Genomic DNA, 19,514 nt, shown 5'->3' with positions numbered 1-19,514 from the left:
AGGTTGTGCTGGACAGGCGCTGAGTCATGTCTGCCGGAACTCGACGGTCAGGTGGCTGACTTCGTGAACTGTTTTGAGACGCTCACGAATGCTCTCGGCGTTCACAGTGGCTTCACCTAGAACGCTGACGATCGCCGCGCACGCTTGAGGTCCCACCCTCCAAACGTGCAAGTCTGTAATGGTAGCGCCACCAGGTTTCTCAACGAGTTCGCGGATTTCCTCGGCAACGTGCGCGTCGGTCTGATCGAGCAACACGCCCGCAGTTACCCCCATCAAGGTCCAGGCCCAACGCGCGATAACGATAGCGCCGACGATACCCATGACCGGGTCGAGCCACACCCAACCCAGATATCGACCGGCAAGCAAGGCAGCGATGGCCAGAATCGACGTCAGCGCGTCTGCAACGACGTGGACATAGGCGGACCTCAAGTTGTTGTCGTTTCCGTTGTGGGCATGAGGGTGATCGTGGTCGTGCCCATGTCCATGTCCATGCCCATGCCCATGCCCATGACCCAGCAGCAGGGCACTGACAATGTTGACGAGCAAACCGACAACGGCGATGAGGGTCGCGGTGCCAAACTGAACCGGTGTTGGCTGCAACAAACGCATGAACGATTCAACGCCAATGCCCAACGAAATCATGCCAAGAATCAGCGCCGAGGCGAACCCGCCCAAGTCTCCAACCTTTCCTGTACCGAAACTGTAGCGCTGGCTGGTAGCGTGGCGTTTTGCGTATCCGTAAGCGGCCGCCGCGATGCCCAATGCGCCGGCATGGGTTGCCATGTGGAAGCCATCGGCCAGTAACGCCATCGAACCCGTGATATAGCCGGCGGTGATCTCCCCGATCATCATTACCACCGTGAGTGCTACAACCCAAAGCGTACGCTTGGCATTCTCATCGTGCGCTGAGCCTAGAAACACGTGGTCGTGTGTGTAATCGATGTCGGTCCTGCTCATACGTGTTTACCTGGATGCATTCACTTGGAGTACCGGCGGATAGCTTCAAGAAGCTCTTCGACGCCCTTGTTACGCTCTTCTTCGCTGAGCGCGGGGTTCGCGACATGTGCTCGTGCGTGATCCTCGATGATCTCCTCCATCAGCCCGTTGATGGCACCCCGAGTGGCCGCAACAAGATGTAGTGTCTTGGCGCAGTCGAAGTCCGATTCCAATGCTCGTTCAACAGCTTGAATTTGCCCGGCAATACGTTTTACACGTTTAAGAAGATCGTCTTTGTGTGATGCGATATGACCCACGCTATACCCCCCCTACCTATATAGGGTCGCATGATAGGCCTCCCCCCTATACCTATGCAAGGTTCGCGGGAGGACAGATCAAAGCCGTTGACGAAACGAGAGGCATACAAAATCGTTGGATCAAGCGAGAGAGCCGCAATGTTGCCGTTAGCCGACCTTTACCGACGAGAACAATAGGGCGCACTCCTGGAAACCGTTCAAATGGTAGCGAGCTAATTAGCAGCCGAGTGGTCAAGTCCCGTAAAACTTCTCGAAATCTGCGCTCACGGCTTTGATTAGATAATCGTTGACCTTGCCATGGTGTCAACGTCGATGCTGTCGCTGCGGGGAAAAGACACCGCTCAGCACGAGGGTAATTCACATGGTCGTCTTAGATGTATCAGGCATTGGTTGCGGCAGCTGCGTCGGCAAAATCACCAGAGCGATCCAGGCACTGGACGACAACGCTACGGTCTCCGTCGATCGATCAACCGGTAAGGTGAGTGTTGAAAGTAGCGAAAACGCTGAACAGCTCCGTAAAGCTGTGGAGGCTGTTGGTTTTCCTTCCAAGATCAGCCATTGAATGGAGACGCCTGCTCCTGAGTAGAGCGTCGTCTGATGGTGAATACCTTTGAATCCGAAAGTACCTGAGCCGCTGTATCGGCCAAAGTTGGCTCGCATGCGCCTATGCTGCTAGTCACCGCGCAGAGCTTTGAGCAAACCCTTGAATGCTCCATTTAGCCGAGTAAAAGCGGCATCGAAACGTATCGCGTTTTCCGTGTATTTCGCGACCTCGACCTGCTGATCGACAGTATTTTGGTCCAAGGCAGGCTGAGCCGGCGTGCTGTAAAGCAAGTCGCGCCCGTATATAGCCACCGCCGATTCTTTCTTAAGAAAATGCTTTGCGTTTGTTGTTTTCAAAGAAAACGCAGTGGTAGCAGGTTCTTTGGTTTGGCTGGCGAGCACAGTAGAAAAATCCAAGTCTTGGGCTTTGAAGTTCGGAGTGTCAGCGTTCGCGATATTGTTACTTAAGATCTCAGCTCTTTGGCCACGATAAACTAACGCTCTTTCTGCGGAGCCTAATGCTTTCTCAAAATTAATACTCACAATTAATCACCCTCGGTGGCATTACTATCTTCTTTGATCATTGAACACCCAGCTGTTGCAGCAGAGCATTCAAGTCTCCTATTAATTTTAATGCAGAGACCTAGAACATCGCCTCCGTGAGAATTAATGGAACCCAAAGCAATGATTACACTTCAATCTTATATTCAATAAAAGTCGCGCAATGCGAAAAGATGGAGACCATACGTATTAAATAGCGTGTACTTCAAGAAAAATATTCCAAACTGACACAACTGTAATATTGGCCTAAGCTTCCTGACAGGGGGTGTCTCTTATAGTCCAACTGAGTCTTTTGCTCACCCCCAAAGAGTCCAATCCATGATGTGATTCAGAGGGGATATTTTCACACATCTGAGGTAGCCCATATGAACACCATCAAAACCTTGTTCGTCGTCGCAGCGCTGACTGTTTCCACTCTGGCCATGGCTGAAGGCGGTGGTGACCGGACTTTCGCACGTATGGAAGTGGCCAGGACGAATTCGATGGAATCGTACCAGGTAGCTCAAACGCAGAGCGCTCAACCGCCTGTCGCTGAAAGCAAAGCCAAAGCGATGGACCATAAAAACTGCTGAACGATCAGGCACGCGGCCAAGCTGACAGAAATGTAATCACGAAGGTGGTTTAGATGTGGCAATTTCTGAGCTCGCTTGCAATGAAAAATTCGTCTTTTTTTCGGTACGCGAAGCTCATCTTGCCAACTCACGGGTTGATTTGAACGGCTCCCTTTTGACTGATTGGAAATAAACGGCATGCATTCCAAAACCTCTAGACGGACATTCGTTAAAGGCCTGGCCGCCGGCGGCATCCTTGGTGGCCTTGGTCTGTGGCGCACTCCTGTATGGGCAGTGACCAGTCCCGGCCTGCCGAGCGTCCTCACCGGCAACGAATTTGATCTGTTTATTGGTGAAACGCCGGTAAACATCACTGGCTCGCCGCGCACAGCCATGACCATCAATGGCTCGTTGCCGGGGCCTTTGCTGCGTTGGCGCGAAGGGGAGACGGTCACTCTGCGCGTGAAGAACCGTCTGGATCAAGACACCTCCATCCACTGGCACGGCATTATTTTGCCTGCCAACATGGATGGCGTACCGGGTTTGAGCTTCCACGGCATCGCGCCCGACGGCATGTACGAATACAAGTTCAAGGTGCATCAAAACGGCACGTACTGGTACCACAGCCATTCTGGGTTGCAAGAGCAGGCAGGTGTTTACGGGCCAATAGTCATCGATTCGAAAGAGCCTGAGCCGTTTCAATACAATCGCGACTATGTGGTGATGCTGACTGACTGGACCGATGAGGATCCTGGGCGCGTCATGGCCAAACTCAAGAAACAATCGGACTACTACAACCACCACAAACGTACCGTGGGCGACTTCATCGACGACGTCAGCAAGCAAGGTTGGTCTGCTGCCGTCGCCGACCGGAAAATGTGGGCCGAAATGAAAATGAACCCAACTGATCTGGCAGACGTCAGCGAGGATACTTACACCTACCTCATGAATGGCCAAGCGCCGAACGGCAACTGGACCGGTATTTTTAAGCCTGGCGAGAAGCTACGCCTGCGCTTTATCAATGGCTCAGCGATGAGCTATTTCGATGTTCGCATTCCTGGTTTGAAAATGACCGTGGTGGCGGCCGACGGCCAATATGTCCAACCAGTCAGTGTCGATGAATTCCGAATCGCCGTGGCAGAAACCTATGATGTGATTGTTGAGCCTGCCACCGAGGAGGCTTACACAATCTTTGCCCAGTCCATGGATAGAACCGGCTATGCGCGGGGGACCTTGGCAGTTCGTGAAGGACTGAAAGCACCGGTACCGGCGATCGATCCGCGTCCGCTGTTGACCATGGATGACATGGGCATGGGCGGTATGGCTGGCATGGACCATGGCAGCATGGCTGGCATGGGCGGCGGCGATATGAAACAGGGTGACATGTCAGGTATGGCTGGCATGGATCACAGCAAGATGCAGGGAATGGACCAAGGTGACATGACCGGGATGACCGGCATGGGCAGTGGTGACATGACCAACATGGCCGGCATGGACCATAGCAAGATGGCAGGTATGGACAAAGGTGACATGTCCAACATGGCCGGCATGGACCACAGCAAGATGGCGGGGATGGACAAAGGCGACATGTCCGACATGGCCGGCATGGACCACAGCCAGATGGCAGGGATGGGCGGTATGGGAGGCGAGATGCAATCTCACCCAGCGTCCGAAACCAACAACCCGTTGGTTGACATGCAGGCCATGAACCCAACGCCAAAACTGAACGATCCAGGTATCGGTTTGCGGAACAACGGTCGACGGGTGCTCACTTACTCAGATCTGAAGAGCACTTTCCAGGACCCTGATGGCCGAGAGCCCAATCGCACCATTGAGCTGCATCTGACCGGTCACATGGAAAAGTTTTCCTGGTCCTTCAACGGCATCAAATTTTCTGATGCTGAGCCCCTTCGTCTCAAGTACGGGGAGCGTCTTCGCATCACCTTGGTAAACGACACCATGATGACGCACCCCATCCACCTTCATGGAATGTGGAGCGACCTTGAAGATGAAAACGGCAAGTTCATGGTACGTAAGCACACAATCGACATGCCACCGGGTACCAAGCGCAGCTATCGAGTAACCGCCGATGCTTTAGGTCGCTGGGCCTATCACTGCCACCTGCTTTTCCATATGGAAATGGGCATGTTCCGTGAAGTACGGGTTGATGAGTAAAGGAGACGATCTGTGAGCACACACCTAAATCGTAAATCGCTGATCGGTTGCCTCTTTGCTTTTGGCCTGATGGGTGGATTCTCCTGCGTAGCATTGGCAGTCGAAGAACGTGGTGATCCTTCACCTGCTACTTCTGCGGATGCGCCGAACAAGACTGCGACCACGTCAAACGAGGCAACGCCGAATCACGCGACGATACCTCATACCAAGATGCGCCATGAGTCGATGGATCATGACCATGAAAACAAGAAGGCGGATTGAGATCATGACCAAGAATTTTTTACGCCCAACGTTGATGGTATTGGCAGTTTCTACGAGTCCTGTCTTCTTTGCCGTGGCTCACGCCGCTGAAGAGATGGATCACTCGAAGATGAACCATGGCTCCATGGGAGCGATGGACCATAGCAACATGGGGGCTATGGACCACAGCAAGATGAAAATGGACGACGGTCAAATGACCGGCATGGAAAGTATGGATGAAGGGACGACGACAACCAGTCGAACCCCTGTCCCCGTACTTACCGATGCTGACCGTGCAGCCGCCTTTCCAGATGTCGCTGGTCATGGTGTCCACGACAAAACAATCAACTCTTTCATGCTGCTGGATAAGTTTGAATACCAGGATGCTGACAACGGTAGTGCGTTGGCTTGGGATGCGAAAGGATGGATCGGCGGTGACATTGATCGACTGTGGTTGCGCTCGGAAGGCGAACGTACCAATGGCGTGACGGAAAGTGCTGAATTATCCGCGCTCTGGGGGCACTCCATCGGACCGTGGTGGGACGTCGTCACCGGTGTACGACAGGATTTCAAACCAGGGTCTCCTCAAACCTGGGCCGCACTCGGCATTCAGGGCATGGCCCTCTACAACTTCGAGGCCGAAGCGACTGCCTACATCGGTGAGAACGGTCAATCGGCTGCTCGACTGGAAGGCGATTACGACATTCTGCTGACGAATCGATTGATCTTGCAGCCGACGGCCGAGGTCAATTTTTATGGGAAGAATGACCCTCAGCGCGGCATCGGGTCCGGATTAGCCAACACCGAAGTGGGGCTCCGATTGCGTTATGAGATTGTCCGCCAATTTGCCCCTTATATCGGGGTGAGTTGGAGCCGTTCCTATGGCAATACGGCAGACTTTGCACGTGAGGAAGGTGAAGATGCCAGCGAGGCACGCTTTGTCGCCGGTATCCGGATGTGGTTCTGAGAACCGGGCATGAAGATTACACTGAAGGCACTGATAGCTGCTGGTCTGGCCACCGTAGCAGCGGCTGCCGGCGTGGTATATTTCGGCGTGATCAATGTCGGGGCGGATGATCCCCACTCTGCCCCTGTCTACGCGCTACTTTCTATTGCTCGGGATCGCTCGATCGAAGTGCGCTCGCGCGACATTCAGGTCCCCGACCTGAGCCAAGAAGCCCTCATCCGTGAAGGTGCTGGCAACTACAACTCGATGTGTGTCGGTTGCCATTTGGCTCCGGGCCTTACAGGCACCGAACTGAGTAACAGCCTTTACCCCGCACCTCCGAACCTTTCAAAACTGGGCGTCGATGGGCACCCAGCCGCAGCTTTTTGGATCATCAAGCACGGCATCAAATCCACCGGCATGCCCGCGTGGGGCAAAAGCATGGCCGATCCGTACATATAGGGGATGGTCGCATTTCTCCAGCAGCTTCCGTCACTTGATACAGAGCAATACAAAGCCCTGATCACGAGTAGCGGTGGCCATCAACACGGTGGTGGCGAAAGCGTGATGCACAACCATGAGGGTCAACATGGAACGACCCAGGGGCAAAGTGGCGCAGGTGCTGCCAACCAAAGGGCGGAAGTCCGCGCTAATGATGACGAGAAAAACACGGCACATGCCCATGGCCCCTCCGCAGCGCCGTCTGCAAAGGAGCCTGCGGACCACGCCGATCATAAGGGTAGGGAAGCTTCAGATGACGCGGCCCCGACTCCAACCGTACAGCCCAAATCACATACACATACTGATGGGAAGGAACATACCCATGCGAAATAATTCTCTTCGTCGCAGACGGGCACTTCGTCTCGCTGCTCTCGTGGCTCTGTTCATCAGTTCAGCCAGTCACGCAGCAGAGCCATTGACGATCGATGTACATCGCGACGCTAATTGCGGATGCTGCAAGAAATGGGTCCAGCACCTTGAAGCCAGCGGCTTTACCGTCGTTGATCACGTGGAAACCAACATGAGCGCGATCAAGCGCGGTCTCGGGATTTCTCCTGAGCTCTCGTCCTGTCACACAGCAACCATCAACGGAAAGTTTGTTGAAGGTCACGTGCCCGCCGAGCAAATCATTGCGATGAGCAAACGTGATGACCTGCTCGGGATTGCCGTTCCAGGCATGCCGGCCGGCTCCCCAGGAATGGAAGTGGACGGGAAACATGACGCGTATAACGTAATCGGCTTGTCAAAGGCAGGCACAGACCACGTCGTTGCTGAATACCCCGAAAACTGATCTTCTAATCTCACTCCTGCATGGTGAAGGTCATGGCCGTGCAGAGGACATAGCTCATTTCGAACGTAAAAAAGGCGCCACTAGGGCGCCTAAACCACCTCCCAAACCAAAGGAAAAACAAGGAGGCGGGATGTATCAGGTGGTCGAGCAATTGTTTACTGCACGTTAGAAACCCTTCGACTGACGGAATGATTTCATAAAATGGATAACTTCAGGCTTTCCTGAAAATTACTTCTACGTCAGCGAGCAGTAAGCTAGTTTCGGACAAAGGAGAATTATGCAGTTCTTAAATAATTTCATTGTCTAGCTTCCATGGGGGCAGTTGTCGGCCATGACCTTATATTCCACGGTGTTAAGCTTGCCCGTAGAGTCTTCATAGGTCATGCGCGAAGGGGCAACCCCACAGGTTTTATTGGCTTGCGTGACACTGACGACCTTGTGGATATCGAGGTTCATACCATATTCATAATGAACAACTTCAGGAGGAGTCTTGCCGTTCCTTGAGGCATATTGCTCCATTGCTTGTTGGTTCTCTTGCATCATTCGACCATACACGCGGTCACCGCCACCTTCAGCCATGGCTAATGAAGATAAGGTCAAAATCGAAGCGGCGCAAAACGCTTTCACTGCTGTCATTGCTTTCATGATTTTCTCCTAAAGCTCAATTTACTGAGTTAAAGAGTAACAAGTGAAAGCTTTCAGAAAGCTGCCGCGAAGGTTACTAATGTGAAAGGTGGACGCTACCCCGCATTTACGCTTTCAAGCCAGATGGGATTTTTGTTAACACCAAAGGTTGGCAGACGCTGACGGAACAAAGATGCCCTCAAAAGCTTATTTGAACCGGTGGTCCCTCCCAATTCCTCGATACGCCGGTAGACCTGAGCAGGGCCTCCGCGTCGACCCCGGTTCTTGCCAGGCTTTCCAGATCCCACTCGAAGAAACTGCAAAAAACCAGGAAAACCTTGCTTGATACCGCTGAGGTCAATCTTACCGTCGAGTAATTCACGGGGAGCTTCATCCTGATGAGTTCAGAGACAGTCCACACCAAAGTTCTTAGACGAAAATGCCATACTGACTCCTGATGAATCTTGATCTGTTGATAAGTAAGAGGGAACCTCTGCTTGCGTAGATCCAGCTCATGAGGTAACGAACCTGGGAGCAGCGATTGCAAATTCCGAATGTTCACTCTCTTCGGATCTTTCGTAACTTTATACAGCTCATCTACGCCCGCTTCGATAAGGGCTGCATAGGCGTCGTCTCTTGAGTCGACGGACTTTTCGACCTTAACTGTAGCTTTTTTAGGGGCATGGAGTTTTGCCATTAACCATGCGTTATCATTTTCTAGAATCCATTGCGTAGGTTTGTACGCCTTCTTCCAGAGGTACTCGATATTGGCATCGGTACGTAGCGCTAAAAGCAACTCGATTTTTTGGCGATATCTAGTTTTTTGACTAAGACGCGATTCTTCGACTTTGGGCGCTCGCGGAGAAACAGCGGCACTCAGCAGAATAGACTCATTCTTCAGAGCCTCTTCAAAGCCATCTGCACTGGAAAACAAATGAAGAGCAATGATCAAATGCCGCGCGAGCGGCATATTTAGCTGACCTTTATCTGATTTGAGCCGGATCCATTGCTCATGCTTTCCGGTGTTGTAGGCTGGATCAATCTGCGCCAAAAGCTCATCGCCGTAAGCGCTTTGGATGCTGTCGAATAGTTTTGCGATACCCGCATTTTTTCCGAAAATGAATCCGCGTTTCTTGCATTGGCGGACGTAGCACGAACTTAATACCGTACTGCCTATCGGAGGGATATTGCGTTGCAGGATATCGTGTGCGAACAGAGCGACTTTCTGTTCCATCTTTGACCCCTTGTGTATTGCTGCGCTGTTTAACGGGCTCCAGCCGCATGCGCATGGCTCAGTCAGATTGGGAAGCAGCTTCAATTTACGGTAGAACGGGCGAGAGCACTCGGGGCAGGCATGGATCAATGCGTCGCCATGACGCCAACAGACGGCAACACCGGGTATCTGGTGAGATCGATGCCAGTAGGCAGAACCCCGCTCAATCAAATCTTCCTGAACGCAGGTAGGACAAAGCTTAGCCTTGCCATGGGTGGACTCTTCTCTGCGGGGCACCCGTACCACCCCGTCATAACCCAGTGGCCCTACGTCGTTCTCTGGCCCCTGCTTAACCCCAAGAAACGGTCGGTAAGCAGGAAAAGTAGTATTGCTTCTGATCAACTCTGCGAGATTGCTCTCCGATTGCCCCGGCAGCCTGTGCGCGAGCCTCTCGATCTGCTTGGGTACGATGCCACCGATGCAAAAGGGTTTCGATGCGAACAAATCGCGATAGGTTTCCGTCGCGGTTCTGTTACCTGACAGATAGTGATATCGGGTGACACGAGAGTAAAGCATTTCATCCGGCATCGAAACGGGGAAAAATAATAGATCAGACATCATTTACCGATTAAAGGTAGGGCTCGAAGAGAATGTGCATCCGGGGGCAGTATATATGCAACCCCTAAAATTCTGCATCCGGTCTGGATTTGAAATGACAAGCCGCTCAACTTTGAATCGTAGTGAATTCATCTAAATCCTGCCGCGCCCGTATTCCTCGAATACAAAACACGTATCGATAAACCCGCGTAGGTCAGCCCATGCCGGTTGCAAAACTATTTCCGTTGATCGCGGGTTAGTACGTTTACATGCTGATCGTGATGATCCAGCGTATGCCGGACCTATTCTGGAGGGGAATTTTTTCATTAACAGAAAAATAATGGGTTTATGGTGAATTGATTTAGAACTTTTTAGATGGAGGGGGAATGCCCAGCTGGATTACAGCATGGGTCGAATGCTCGCGACCCTGTAGAGCGAAGAACGTGATACAGCCTTGCCCTCTGAGAGCAATTGGCGTCTAGCCCATCGCAGACGCCTATCGTGAAAGCCTTCGATTGGTTCACATACTTTTTCGAGCATTGCTGCACACAGAGGAAGCTTGCAAAGCTGCTTTTCGAAGCGAGAAAGAACATGAAGCTCCCGACCTATCCTGGTACGCGAAATGCGGACAGGCTTACCCGCAAGAGCATAAAGCGCGTCGGCACACTGACGGACTTCGCCGGCCAGTCTCGCATCGAGGGCAGCGAACATTTCGGTGCTATTTAGACGAGGCGTACGATGGGGGCTTGGGTTTGCAGTTGACTCCGAAAGCCACTGCTTATCGTGGCGATACAGCCACGCATACCCCCTGCATGCATGTGCTTTGTAAAATCGATAATCAGCCTCGAAAGCCGCGCGTCTTGCGCATAGCTCAGTGTGAAATCGTGCCTCCCTCCAAGCATCTTGCCCGCCGGGTACATTTCTGATGTGACGATAGACATACGCTGATGAAACGCCTAGAACGGCAGCGATCTTTTTGGCATCAGCTCCTTCAAGAGCATGTTGCCACACAGCGGCTGACGAACAGTCCAGGCCTTCACCAGGCATCACCGGAGAAAGGCGCGCGTGAAGCCGAATGTGAGCTTTCGGATCACATGCCACCGCCTCTTTCACTGGGCATTGACCATGAAGCAAGCTCACCATTTCAACGCCCAGAGCACCGGCCAATAAAATGTATTTGAGCGGATGGTGAGAGGTTATAGGCGTACGAAGCAGCTTCGTGACCCATGAGGCGGGTGTACCTGCACGAACATCTCCGAGTATAGAAAACTCCCATTCTCGCGGGAGTGCAGCAAAAAAATCGGCCATGTGCTGCGCCAGCATGTGCAGGTGCAAGCGATGGTTATCAGAAGCAAGGTTGAGCTGCGTTGCCCTGTGTAAAAGCGTGAAGCGCACCGCCTCCGCCGACAAAGCAGTGACGTCAGACTCGAGGACCTGAAGTGAGCGCAACGCTATTTCGTGAAGCGGTGGCATGCACCGCAACGGGGTGTCGAGAAGTACTGTGTGTGCTTGCACATTCTCATCATTGGGCAGATTGAGTTGTCGAGAGCTGCGGCTGGACCAGCGAGGATCAAGGATCCTGAGTGACGTACCGTGATGCGGACATACCAGCACGCCTGGAAGCATGTGGACCCTGTGCCAGTAAGCGACTCCCCGTTGAGCCTGATCTTGTGCGATACATTCTGGGCATAACCGCACTCGGGAGGCGAATCCAATACGGCTCGCGTTGACGCCCAGCTTCAACATCAAGCCTTTCCCATCAGCGGTCATCAGCGGTCATCAGCGTCCGAGCGTGTTCGACCTGGCTCATCCTCAAAAACGGCGCATAGTAGGGTAATAATGTGTGGCGCATGAGGACCTCGGCTACCGATAGCTCAGTACCGCTGGGTAGCGCATCGACAAAATCCCCTAAATGACTCGGGAATGCCACATTTTGCGAAAAAGCTGCCGCCGATTTCAGTCCGGCAAATGCTGCTTGGCAATTACGAACACCGCAAAGACGGGCATAACGAGAAATCACGCTGTGCAGCGTCTCGTCGGGAAACGCGGCGGGGAAGAAATGGAGTTTAAGTTGCACTTCACCCCCCCTCCGACTCACGCTTTGTGATACATCGGTGAGAACTCAAACAGGTCCTCGTTGAGCCAGCCCGCAGCGCGCAGAGCGTCGAGGGGAGCGTCATGTTCGCTAAGCGCTTTAGCCTCTGAGTTTTCCACAGCAGTAGCAATCGGCGATGGGTGATCTTCGCAAAAATGGTCGGAGATGGGTCTACCGGCTTCTCACGGGATACAACGCTTCGAAGCAAGGTGAGGCGATCCTCTCGTGCCAATCCATCGAAAACCATCATTTCGCTCAGCTGATCCTCAATCGGCAGCAAATCGTCAAACTGTCGCATCCGCTTCGGATCACGGCTACGCAGAGCTGAAAGGGCTGGCTTTAGAATCTGCATTTTTGAGTTGCTTACCTTCACCAGGATCTCGGCAGTCAAACACTCCGAGCCACTCTGGACCGCATAACGCTGACTCAATACCAGCAGCTTGACCAGGAAATCCGTGACGCCTTGAGTGTGCTCATACAGCGTGTCAAAAATCTCGTCGGTCAGCTCAGCCGTCTGTTTGCACCACTGATAGCTCCAGAGATTTTCGACCAACAACCGCCACTCCTCATCATCCTTTTCGAATCGTTTGAATTCGAGCGTACCAGCACCACAAACTCGGCGGGCAGTCCGCATGGCTTCTGAGAACAGGCTAATCGTCGAGTTCGTGCCACTGAAAACCACCGGGATACCGATGTTGTTTACCAAGTGCAGGAAAAAATTCAGCATGCTCTCCTTACCACCGGTTTTCGCCAGGTGGAGGTTTTGCAGCTCGTCGATCAACAAGGCGCCGATGAAAAACGTGCTGGCCACCTGCTCCATCTGTTGCAGCGCATCATTGATGTTTCGATGCCGGTAGCGCTTGTGGTAGTCCTTGTCTCCTAGAGCGTCTCCAACCGCATAAAAAAACTGCTGGCAAAATCCAGCCAGCGATCCATCCCGAGGGCAGTCAAGCTTCAGCCATGTGATTTGGGTATGAACAAACTGCTTTCCCTCATAGCGCTCATGACGGATTGTCTGTGGATAAAGGCTCAAGATGGCGTGGAGTGCCGTTGACTTGCCAATGCCGCTCAGGCCGACGACCGTAAACGTTTCTGCAGTGGACTTGAACGCATCGTGGTAACGCTGAGCTCCCGATAAAGAATGCAAATGCCGGACGGTAGCGGGCGACATCGGGTTACGCCCGACATACCCTCGACGGATGAGCAGTGAGAACAGGGCCTCCAGTTCCAGATGTAGCAAGAACGGCTGTACGACGGTTCTCAGCCTGTCGATACAGTGAATTCGAGTGGCTCCTTCGAGCGTCAGCTCTTTCGGATCCACCGGCTGAGGAAAGTTCGAAATCAGTTCAACAGCCGCCGCCTCCGACAATATCGGAGGCAAAGCTTCGATAAGCGGGTTACCCGCATACTCACTAATGTCCTGTCTGACGTAATTGGCAAACGTCTGTGCACCTTTCATTTTGCCTGTCCTGGCCGAATTCTTTTGAGCAAATCGATAACCTGAGCGGTGCGCTCACCGGCATATGAATCATGCGCTTTCTGTGTCGTTTCAGATTGAAGTGAAGCTGGCTCCACCCTGACGCCTTCAGGAACAACCGCATTTTCACGCTCGCGGAGACGTTCTTCTGCGCGGTTCTCGCGGATGTTTCCAGTGGCCTCTGCCTTAGTAGGCGGAGCAGGTTCCTGTTTTCGTTCTGCGAGCGCGTGACTGATGATCTGGTGGACCTGATCGCTAAGCTGCACACGGCTTTCCAGCTCAGCTCGACGGCGAGTAGGCGGTTTTTGGCGATAGGCTTCGAGCAGATCAAAAATCTCGTCCGAGCGATAATTCGCGTAACCGGCATCCGATCGTCGAAGATCACAACGGATAAACTGCTTGGCCTCTCCTTGAATCCAAATGTGTGCCGCAGAGTTCGGATCGAACCAACACTCTATTGACCAAACGCCCCCTTTGCGAGCCTTGGCAAACCAATCTTTCTCTATGGCCATATCACACACGTAGTGCATGCCGCGAAACATCACTCCGCCCTTTTGAACGGTCGCGCGCTCACGCGGTAAAAGGTGGAGATAAACCAGCTCGTCGGGACGTTTGTTGGATTCGATCAGGTCGTTGTCGCAGGCCCAATTCCATATACCGTTAGGCGTAGGTTCTACGCCGTCATTCATCATCGCTTGAGTCAGTCGGTCAGGCTGTCGATGGTGACGGTTATAGTGGAGCACGCAATTGATGAGGATTTGGGTGAACTCTTTGAGGTTCAGCGTGGCATCGAGCCGGTAATCTCGCTCGCCGCGCTCTTTGTCCCGCGCAGCTACCCCGCCAGGTAGCCACCTGATACCCGTCAAATCATTCAAAATGCCAAACCGACTTTCTACCATAGGCTTCCAATCAGGCCGATAAGGTGGGGCAGTGCCCATCTCAATTCCCAACCCTGAGGATAACCCCTCTGCTGCGAGTGACAGCATCTCTCCCCGGTCGGCGTAAATCTGGTGGGGCAGGTGGTGACAATTCCAATCATCTGCATTGATGTCAACGCCGTTCTGAGCGCAGAACTCGACTTTGGAGGTAAACGCGTTGAACAGCGCTTGTCTCGCCCCATTCCAACTAGGGCCCTCCAATCCTACATAGAGACCAGCAATTATTCCGGAGAAACTATCCACTACGATATAAACAACGGGCCGACCAATGAGCATCCGTCTAGAGTAGCTGTTGACCAAATAAATATCGGCAATCGTTGCGTCGATTTCGAACTGATGACAGGGTCCACGCAGCCAATCTCGAACGGTACCTGAAAGCGGACGGCAATCCTTTAACCACCTCCTCAACCCTTTACGGCCACGCTCGGTTTCAATCTCGTCGAAAAAAATCTGTCCCCAATATTGGAACTGCCTCAAGCTGGGGAGTTCTGAACCAGGCAACAAACGAAGCTCTTCTTCACTGTTTTTAGAGATGTCTCGAACAGAGTAGAATCGTCTCAACATTTCGTCATATGCGCTCGAAATAGATGATTTCTTATCTCTTACATAAAGAGCATATCCAACACGGATGCATCGTTTATCAACTGCACTGAGCATCTTGGAAGGCGAAGTAAGAACGCCTTGAAATTTAGGCTTTCGCCCTGGTGGCCTGCTCGGATCATATTTTCTATCGGCAACACCTACCGCCGTATAATTATTAAGCAATGAGTTGCGAACTTGACCATAAAACCAATATCGGTAAAGAAGCCGATAGATCGTTTTCCGCTGGATTCCGAGCTCTGACGCCCGTCTGCTAACAAGCCGGCCTAACTCACCTCGTACAAATATTTGTCCCGGGTATTCAGGATCTAATAGAGGGGCGATGACGGCCCACTTTTCGTCCCGGCCTTGCTTGGCTCTCTCATCCAACTGTTCCTCAAGCACAAGCATAAACTCGGGCGTGGTGATGGCTGCTGGTTTGGTGTGACCAGACGCTATCGAGCGACGCAGCTCATCCAGACCAACCGCGTACGGCTGCCGGGGTGGGTCAGCTAGATCCATCAAAACTGCTAAGTCATGCGTTTCATCCTGGTAAAGGAGCCTGGCTATCGTAGCAATGACCGACAGATCGGTTACAGGCTCGAAAACGTCATTAACGAGAACAGTCATGATAATTTCTCCTTCAACGATACTTGGACAGGGCCCGGTGAAACTTCGAAGCCAGGAACTAGACCAGTAAGGTGGAGAGGAGTGTTAACCAAATCGATTTTCAGTATCTTGTTCCAAACCAGATGAAAGAAAATTGCTTGAGCGTCTATATAGGAAATGGACAGAAGTGATGCTATTTTTCTTAGACAGGTGGCCAAGGTCCACGAATATTCCCGGCTGTTTACAAGGCACTCGATAAAACTCGAATGCAACGGCGCTTTCATTAAATCACGAGAGAGCTTCGAGTACCTCCTGATTAGTCCAAGATTTTTAATCAAATCTCGTGTAAAAAACTCGTCTGTTACGATTTTCCAATCAACACCTTGGCTTTCCCAAAAACGCTTTTCAATTTCAAGTTTTTCAAGCGTTCTTTTACTTCCATTGCCAATTAAATCGGAACGATACTTCACCGTCCTAGCTACCGATTTGAAGTTTCCGCTCGGGTCCTTAACAGTTAACAGGAAGTCTGTTGTCATCACATAAGGCAGTGTTGTTCTAGGGTATCTTGGATAGCGTACATCGATCGCCGACGCTATCGCTTGCGCACGCTCTGTGGGTAGTAAAGGGTATTGCTCCCGTATATCCACGACGTCTTCAGAAAATTCACACACAAGGAAGTACGAACGCTCGAGATCTGACAGGAGGTGATGAATCCTCTCGATCTTCACGCCTTGAATCTTGTGCGAACGACCTATCGACGGGACATCTTGTACCCGCAGCCAAGGCACGTAGCTTGCCCCGGCGCCTTCGCCAAATCCATTTGCAATGTGCCGTTCAATGTCCTGCTGTGATGCAAACTTACGACCTCGCAACCCACGCCTCCTCAGTCGATGCGGACCGCTTCACCTCGCGCCGAGAAAAAGTCGTAGAAGGACACGACCGGCAAAGCGGCCGTATACAAAACGTTTTCTAGACTACACCCGCTGAAAGTTGAAGCGATGATTCCAGACCAAAGGGAAAGCCTGGAAAGGAAAACCCCCGTAGATACGGGGGTTTGAGCCTTGTGTCAATCTATGTTCGCCAGTGTCAAACTTTATTGTTTTGTGTCAATCTTTATTGTTAAAAACCATCAACCAGACAGGTTGTGGATAACTTATTCCACAGTCACCGATTTCGCCAGGTTGCGCGGCTGGTCGACGTCGGTGCCTTTGAGCACGGCGACGTAGTACGACAACAGCTGCAGCGGAATGGTGTAGAGGATCGGCGACAGGATGTCGTGGATGTGCGGCATGTGCACGACGTGGGTGCCTTCACCGTTGGTCATGCCAGCTTTTTCGTCAGCGAAGACGATCAGCTCGCCGCCACGGGCACGCACTTCCTGGAGGTTGGATTTGAGTTTTTCCAATAGCTCGTTGTTCGGCGCCACGGTAACTACCGGCATGTCGTTATCCACAAGCGCCAACGGGCCGTGTTTCAGCTCACCGGCCGGATAGGCTTCGGCGTGGATGTAGGAGATTTCCTTGAGCTTGAGCGCTCCTTCCATGGCTACCGGGAACTGCGCACCGCGACCCAGGAACAGGGTATGGTTCTTCTCGGCGAACAGCTCGGCGATTTTCTCGACGGTGCTGTCCATCGCCAGTGCTTCACCCAGGCGGGCCGGCAGACGACGCAGCTCTTCCACCAGAGTGGCTTCGACGCCATCCGCCAATGTGCCGCGAACCTGACCGAGGGACAGGGTCAGCAGCAGCAGGCCGACCAGTTGCGTGGTGAAGGCCTTGGTGGACGCCACGCCGATTTCGCGACCGGCTTGGGTCAGCAGGGTCAGGTCGGATTCACGTACCAGGGAGCTGATGCCCACGTTGCAGATTGCCAGGCTGGCCAGGAAACCCAGCTCCTTGGCATTACGCAGCGCGGCCAGGGTGTCGGCAGTTTCGCCGGACTGGGAGATAGTCACAAACAGCGTGTCTGGCTGCACCACCACCTTGCGATAGCGGAACTCACTGGCGACTTCGACCTGGCACGGGATGCCGGCCAGTTCTTCCAGCCAGTAACGAGCAACCATCCCCGCGTGGTAGCTGGTGCCGCAGGCGACTATCTGCACGTTGCGCACCTTGGCGAACAACTCGGCAGCCTGAGGACCGAACGCCTGTACCAGTACCTGATTCTGGCTCAAACGGCCTTCGAGGGTGCGTTGAACGACCGCTGGTTGCTCATGGATTTCCTTGAGCATGAAGTGGCGGAACTCACCTTTGTCGGCAGCTTCGGCTCCATCGCGGTACTGCACCGATTCACGCTCGACGCTTTGACCGTTAACGTCCCAGATCTGCACGCTATCGCGGCGAATCTCGGCGATATCGCCTTCTTCCAGGTACATGAAACGGTCAGTGACCTGACGCAGGGCCAATTGGTCCGAAGCCAGGAAGTTTTCACCCATGCCGAGGCCGATCACCAGCGGGCTGCCACTGCGCGCGGCAACCAGGCGATCCGGTTGATTCGCGCTGATAACGGCCAGGCCATAAGCACCGTGCAACTCTTTAACAGTAGCTTTGAGTGCCACGGTCAGGTCAGTCAGGTCCTTGAGCTTGTGGTTCAGCAGGTGAGCGATTACCTCGGTGTCAGTGTCCGAAGTGAACACATAACCCAGGGCTTTCAGTTGATCGCGCAGGGCTTCGTGGTTTTCGATGATGCCGTTGTGCACGACAGCCAGGTCACCGGAGAAATGTGGGTGGGCATTGCGTTCGCACGGCGCGCCATGGGTAGCCCAGCGGGTGTGGGCAATGCCCAGACGACCCAACAGCGGCTCTTCGGTCAGGGCCAGTTCCAGCTCGCTGACTTTGCCTGGACGACGCATGCGCTCAAGCTTGTCGTCGTTGGTATAGACCGCCACACCGGCACTGTCGTAACCACGGTATTCAAGACGCTTGAGGCCTTCGAGCAGGATCGGGGTGATGTTACGTTCTGCGACTGCGCCGACAATTCCACACATGCTATTTCTCCTGACTGACAGCTGCGCAGATCAGGGTGATCCCGCGCGCCTGAATCTGATCCCGTGCCTCGAGCGGCAGGCGATCATCGGTAATAAGGGTATGGACGCTGCTCCAGGGCAGCTCCAGGTTGGGAATCTTGCGACCTATCTTGTCCGACTCGACCATCACCACGACTTCCCGCGCGACCTCAGCCATGACGCGGCTAAGCCCCAGCAATTCATTGAAGGTGGTGGTACCCCGAACCAGGTCGATGCCATCGGCACCGATGAACAGCTGGTCGAAGTCGTAGGAGCGTAGTACCTGCTCGGCGACCTGGCCCTGGAAGGACTCGGAATGCGGGTCCCAGGTTCCACCGGTCATCAGCAACACCGGTTCATGCTCCAGTTCGCTCAAAGCGTTGGCCACGTTCAGGGAGTTGGTCATGACCACCAGGCCCGGCTGTTGCCCGAGTTCAGGAATCATCGATGCCGTGGTACTTCCGCTGTCGATGATGATGCGCGCGTGTTCGCGGATGCGTGACACGGCAGCCCGAGCAATTGCCTGCTTGTACTTGGACACCGGCTGACCGATATCGGCCACCAGTTCTTGGGGCATGGTGATTGCTCCACCGTAACGGCGCAGTAGCAAGCCATGGCTTTCAAGTGCGGCAAGATCCTTGCGGATCGTAACTTCCGAGGTTTCAAAACGCTTGGCCAACTCGTCCACACTGACTTCGCCCTGCTCATTGAGCAAGGCGAGGATGTTGTGGCGACGTTGGGGTGTGTTGCGTTTCGACATGGGCTGGTAAGTTTCGATTCGAAAGATAACGGAAGCAATCAAAACCTATTAGCGAAAC

General features: G+C 53.2%; 17 protein-coding genes and 3 pseudogenes. 7 read left to right on the top strand and 13 right to left on the bottom strand.

Features of this window, described 5'->3' with window-relative positions; all coding sequences use genetic code 11:
- Positions 1-24: 24 nt before the first annotated feature.
- Both dmeF and ORL50_RS15725 read right to left on the bottom strand, forming a co-directional pair.
- A complete protein-coding gene (dmeF, locus tag ORL50_RS15730) occupies positions 25-957 on the bottom strand; it encodes a CDF family Co(II)/Ni(II) efflux transporter DmeF (protein ID WP_019816891.1) in 933 nt (310 codons plus the stop codon).
- Between the two features lie 20 nt (positions 958-977).
- Positions 978-1,253 carry a metal/formaldehyde-sensitive transcriptional repressor gene (locus ORL50_RS15725; RefSeq protein ID WP_019816892.1) on the bottom strand — a complete coding sequence of 92 codons (276 nt, stop codon included), beginning with the start codon at positions 1,251-1,253 and terminating at the stop codon, positions 978-980.
- Between the two features lie 361 nt (positions 1,254-1,614).
- On the opposite strand from ORL50_RS15725, the gene ORL50_RS15720 reads away from it, so the two are divergent.
- Positions 1,615-1,815, top strand: coding sequence for a heavy-metal-associated domain-containing protein (locus ORL50_RS15720; protein ID WP_019816893.1), 201 nt, complete (start codon positions 1,615-1,617; stop codon positions 1,813-1,815).
- 110 nt (positions 1,816-1,925) lie between these two features.
- On the opposite strand, the gene flgB is transcribed toward ORL50_RS15720, so the two are convergent.
- Positions 1,926-2,339, bottom strand: a complete 414-nt coding sequence (flgB, locus tag ORL50_RS15715; protein WP_019816894.1) for a flagellar basal body rod protein FlgB — start codon at positions 2,337-2,339, stop codon at positions 1,926-1,928.
- 383 nt (positions 2,340-2,722) lie between these two features.
- Here flgB and ORL50_RS15710 point away from each other — a divergent pair, with 383 nt between their 5' ends.
- From ORL50_RS15710 to ORL50_RS15685, 6 genes and pseudogenes are all read left to right on the top strand, one after another.
- Positions 2,723-2,929 (top strand): co-regulatory protein PtrA N-terminal domain-containing protein, encoded by a 207-nt coding sequence (locus ORL50_RS15710; RefSeq protein ID WP_019816895.1) that lies wholly within the window; start codon positions 2,723-2,725, stop codon positions 2,927-2,929.
- 177 nt (positions 2,930-3,106) lie between these two features.
- A complete protein-coding gene (locus ORL50_RS15705; RefSeq protein WP_019816896.1) occupies positions 3,107-5,083 on the top strand; it encodes a copper resistance system multicopper oxidase in 1,977 nt (658 codons plus the stop codon).
- Positions 5,084-5,095: 12 nt separating this feature from the next.
- Complete coding sequence (locus ORL50_RS15700; protein ID WP_131670796.1) at positions 5,096-5,344, top strand: hypothetical protein; 249 nt, start codon at positions 5,096-5,098, stop codon at positions 5,342-5,344.
- Entirely contained in the window at positions 5,316-6,290 is a 975-nt protein-coding gene (locus ORL50_RS15695) for a copper resistance protein B (protein ID WP_019816897.1), read from the top strand. The genes ORL50_RS15700 and ORL50_RS15695 overlap by 29 nt, the downstream gene beginning before the upstream one ends.
- Positions 6,291-6,299: 9 nt before the next feature.
- Positions 6,300-7,103 (top strand): annotated as a pseudogene (locus ORL50_RS15690) (c-type cytochrome).
- Positions 7,093-7,560 carry a DUF411 domain-containing protein gene (locus ORL50_RS15685; protein ID WP_032872163.1) on the top strand — a complete coding sequence of 156 codons (468 nt, stop codon included), beginning with the start codon at positions 7,093-7,095 and terminating at the stop codon, positions 7,558-7,560. Before ORL50_RS15690 ends, ORL50_RS15685 begins: the two are co-directional and overlap by 11 nt.
- Before the next feature lie 303 nt (positions 7,561-7,863).
- Here ORL50_RS15685 and ORL50_RS15680 read toward each other — a convergent pair whose 3' ends face one another.
- From ORL50_RS15680 to ORL50_RS15635, 10 genes and pseudogenes are all read right to left on the bottom strand, one after another.
- Positions 7,864-8,196: a DUF2790 domain-containing protein gene (locus ORL50_RS15680; RefSeq protein WP_032872197.1), complete on the bottom strand. Its 333-nt coding sequence runs from the start codon at positions 8,194-8,196 to the stop codon at positions 7,864-7,866.
- A gap of 187 nt (positions 8,197-8,383) precedes the next feature.
- The gene (locus ORL50_RS15675) at positions 8,384-10,015 is read right to left on the bottom strand and encodes a TniQ family protein (RefSeq protein WP_225568932.1); all 1,632 of its coding nucleotides are present in this window, start codon (positions 10,013-10,015) and stop codon (positions 8,384-8,386) included.
- A gap of 378 nt (positions 10,016-10,393) precedes the next feature.
- The gene (locus tag ORL50_RS15670; RefSeq protein WP_266016340.1) at positions 10,394-11,443 is read right to left on the bottom strand and encodes a TnsD family Tn7-like transposition protein; all 1,050 of its coding nucleotides are present in this window, start codon (positions 11,441-11,443) and stop codon (positions 10,394-10,396) included.
- 192 nt (positions 11,444-11,635) lie between these two features.
- Positions 11,636-11,740: pseudogene (locus ORL50_RS15665) on the bottom strand (hypothetical protein); the annotation flags it as partial.
- Positions 11,741-11,753: 13 nt separating this feature from the next.
- A complete protein-coding gene (locus ORL50_RS15660) occupies positions 11,754-12,071 on the bottom strand; it encodes a TniQ family protein (protein WP_266016334.1) in 318 nt (105 codons plus the stop codon).
- Between the two features lie 17 nt (positions 12,072-12,088).
- A pseudogene (locus tag ORL50_RS15655) lies at positions 12,089-13,548 on the bottom strand (ATP-binding protein).
- Positions 13,545-15,713 (bottom strand): TnsB C-terminal domain-containing protein, encoded by a 2,169-nt coding sequence (locus ORL50_RS15650; RefSeq protein ID WP_045061251.1) that lies wholly within the window; start codon positions 15,711-15,713, stop codon positions 13,545-13,547. The pseudogene ORL50_RS15655 and the gene ORL50_RS15650 overlap by 4 nt, the downstream one beginning before the upstream one ends.
- Positions 15,710-16,564, bottom strand: a complete 855-nt coding sequence (locus tag ORL50_RS15645; protein WP_045061250.1) for a TnsA endonuclease N-terminal domain-containing protein — start codon at positions 16,562-16,564, stop codon at positions 15,710-15,712. The genes ORL50_RS15650 and ORL50_RS15645 overlap by 4 nt, the downstream gene beginning before the upstream one ends.
- A gap of 281 nt (positions 16,565-16,845) precedes the next feature.
- Entirely contained in the window at positions 16,846-18,678 is a 1,833-nt protein-coding gene (gene glmS, locus ORL50_RS15640) for a glutamine--fructose-6-phosphate transaminase (isomerizing) (protein ID WP_266016333.1), read from the bottom strand.
- A gap of 1 nt (position 18,679) precedes the next feature.
- Positions 18,680-19,456 (bottom strand): DeoR/GlpR family DNA-binding transcription regulator, encoded by a 777-nt coding sequence (locus ORL50_RS15635; protein ID WP_266016332.1) that lies wholly within the window; start codon positions 19,454-19,456, stop codon positions 18,680-18,682.
- Positions 19,457-19,514 lie beyond the last annotated feature (58 nt).

The sequence above is a fragment of the Pseudomonas sp. RIT-562 genome, from assembly GCF_026241895.1.
Lineage (GTDB): Bacteria > Pseudomonadota > Gammaproteobacteria > Pseudomonadales > Pseudomonadaceae > Aquipseudomonas > Aquipseudomonas mandelii_F.
The sequence above is the reverse complement of the archived record's forward strand: the minus strand, read 5'-3'. Positions and strand labels throughout refer to the sequence as shown.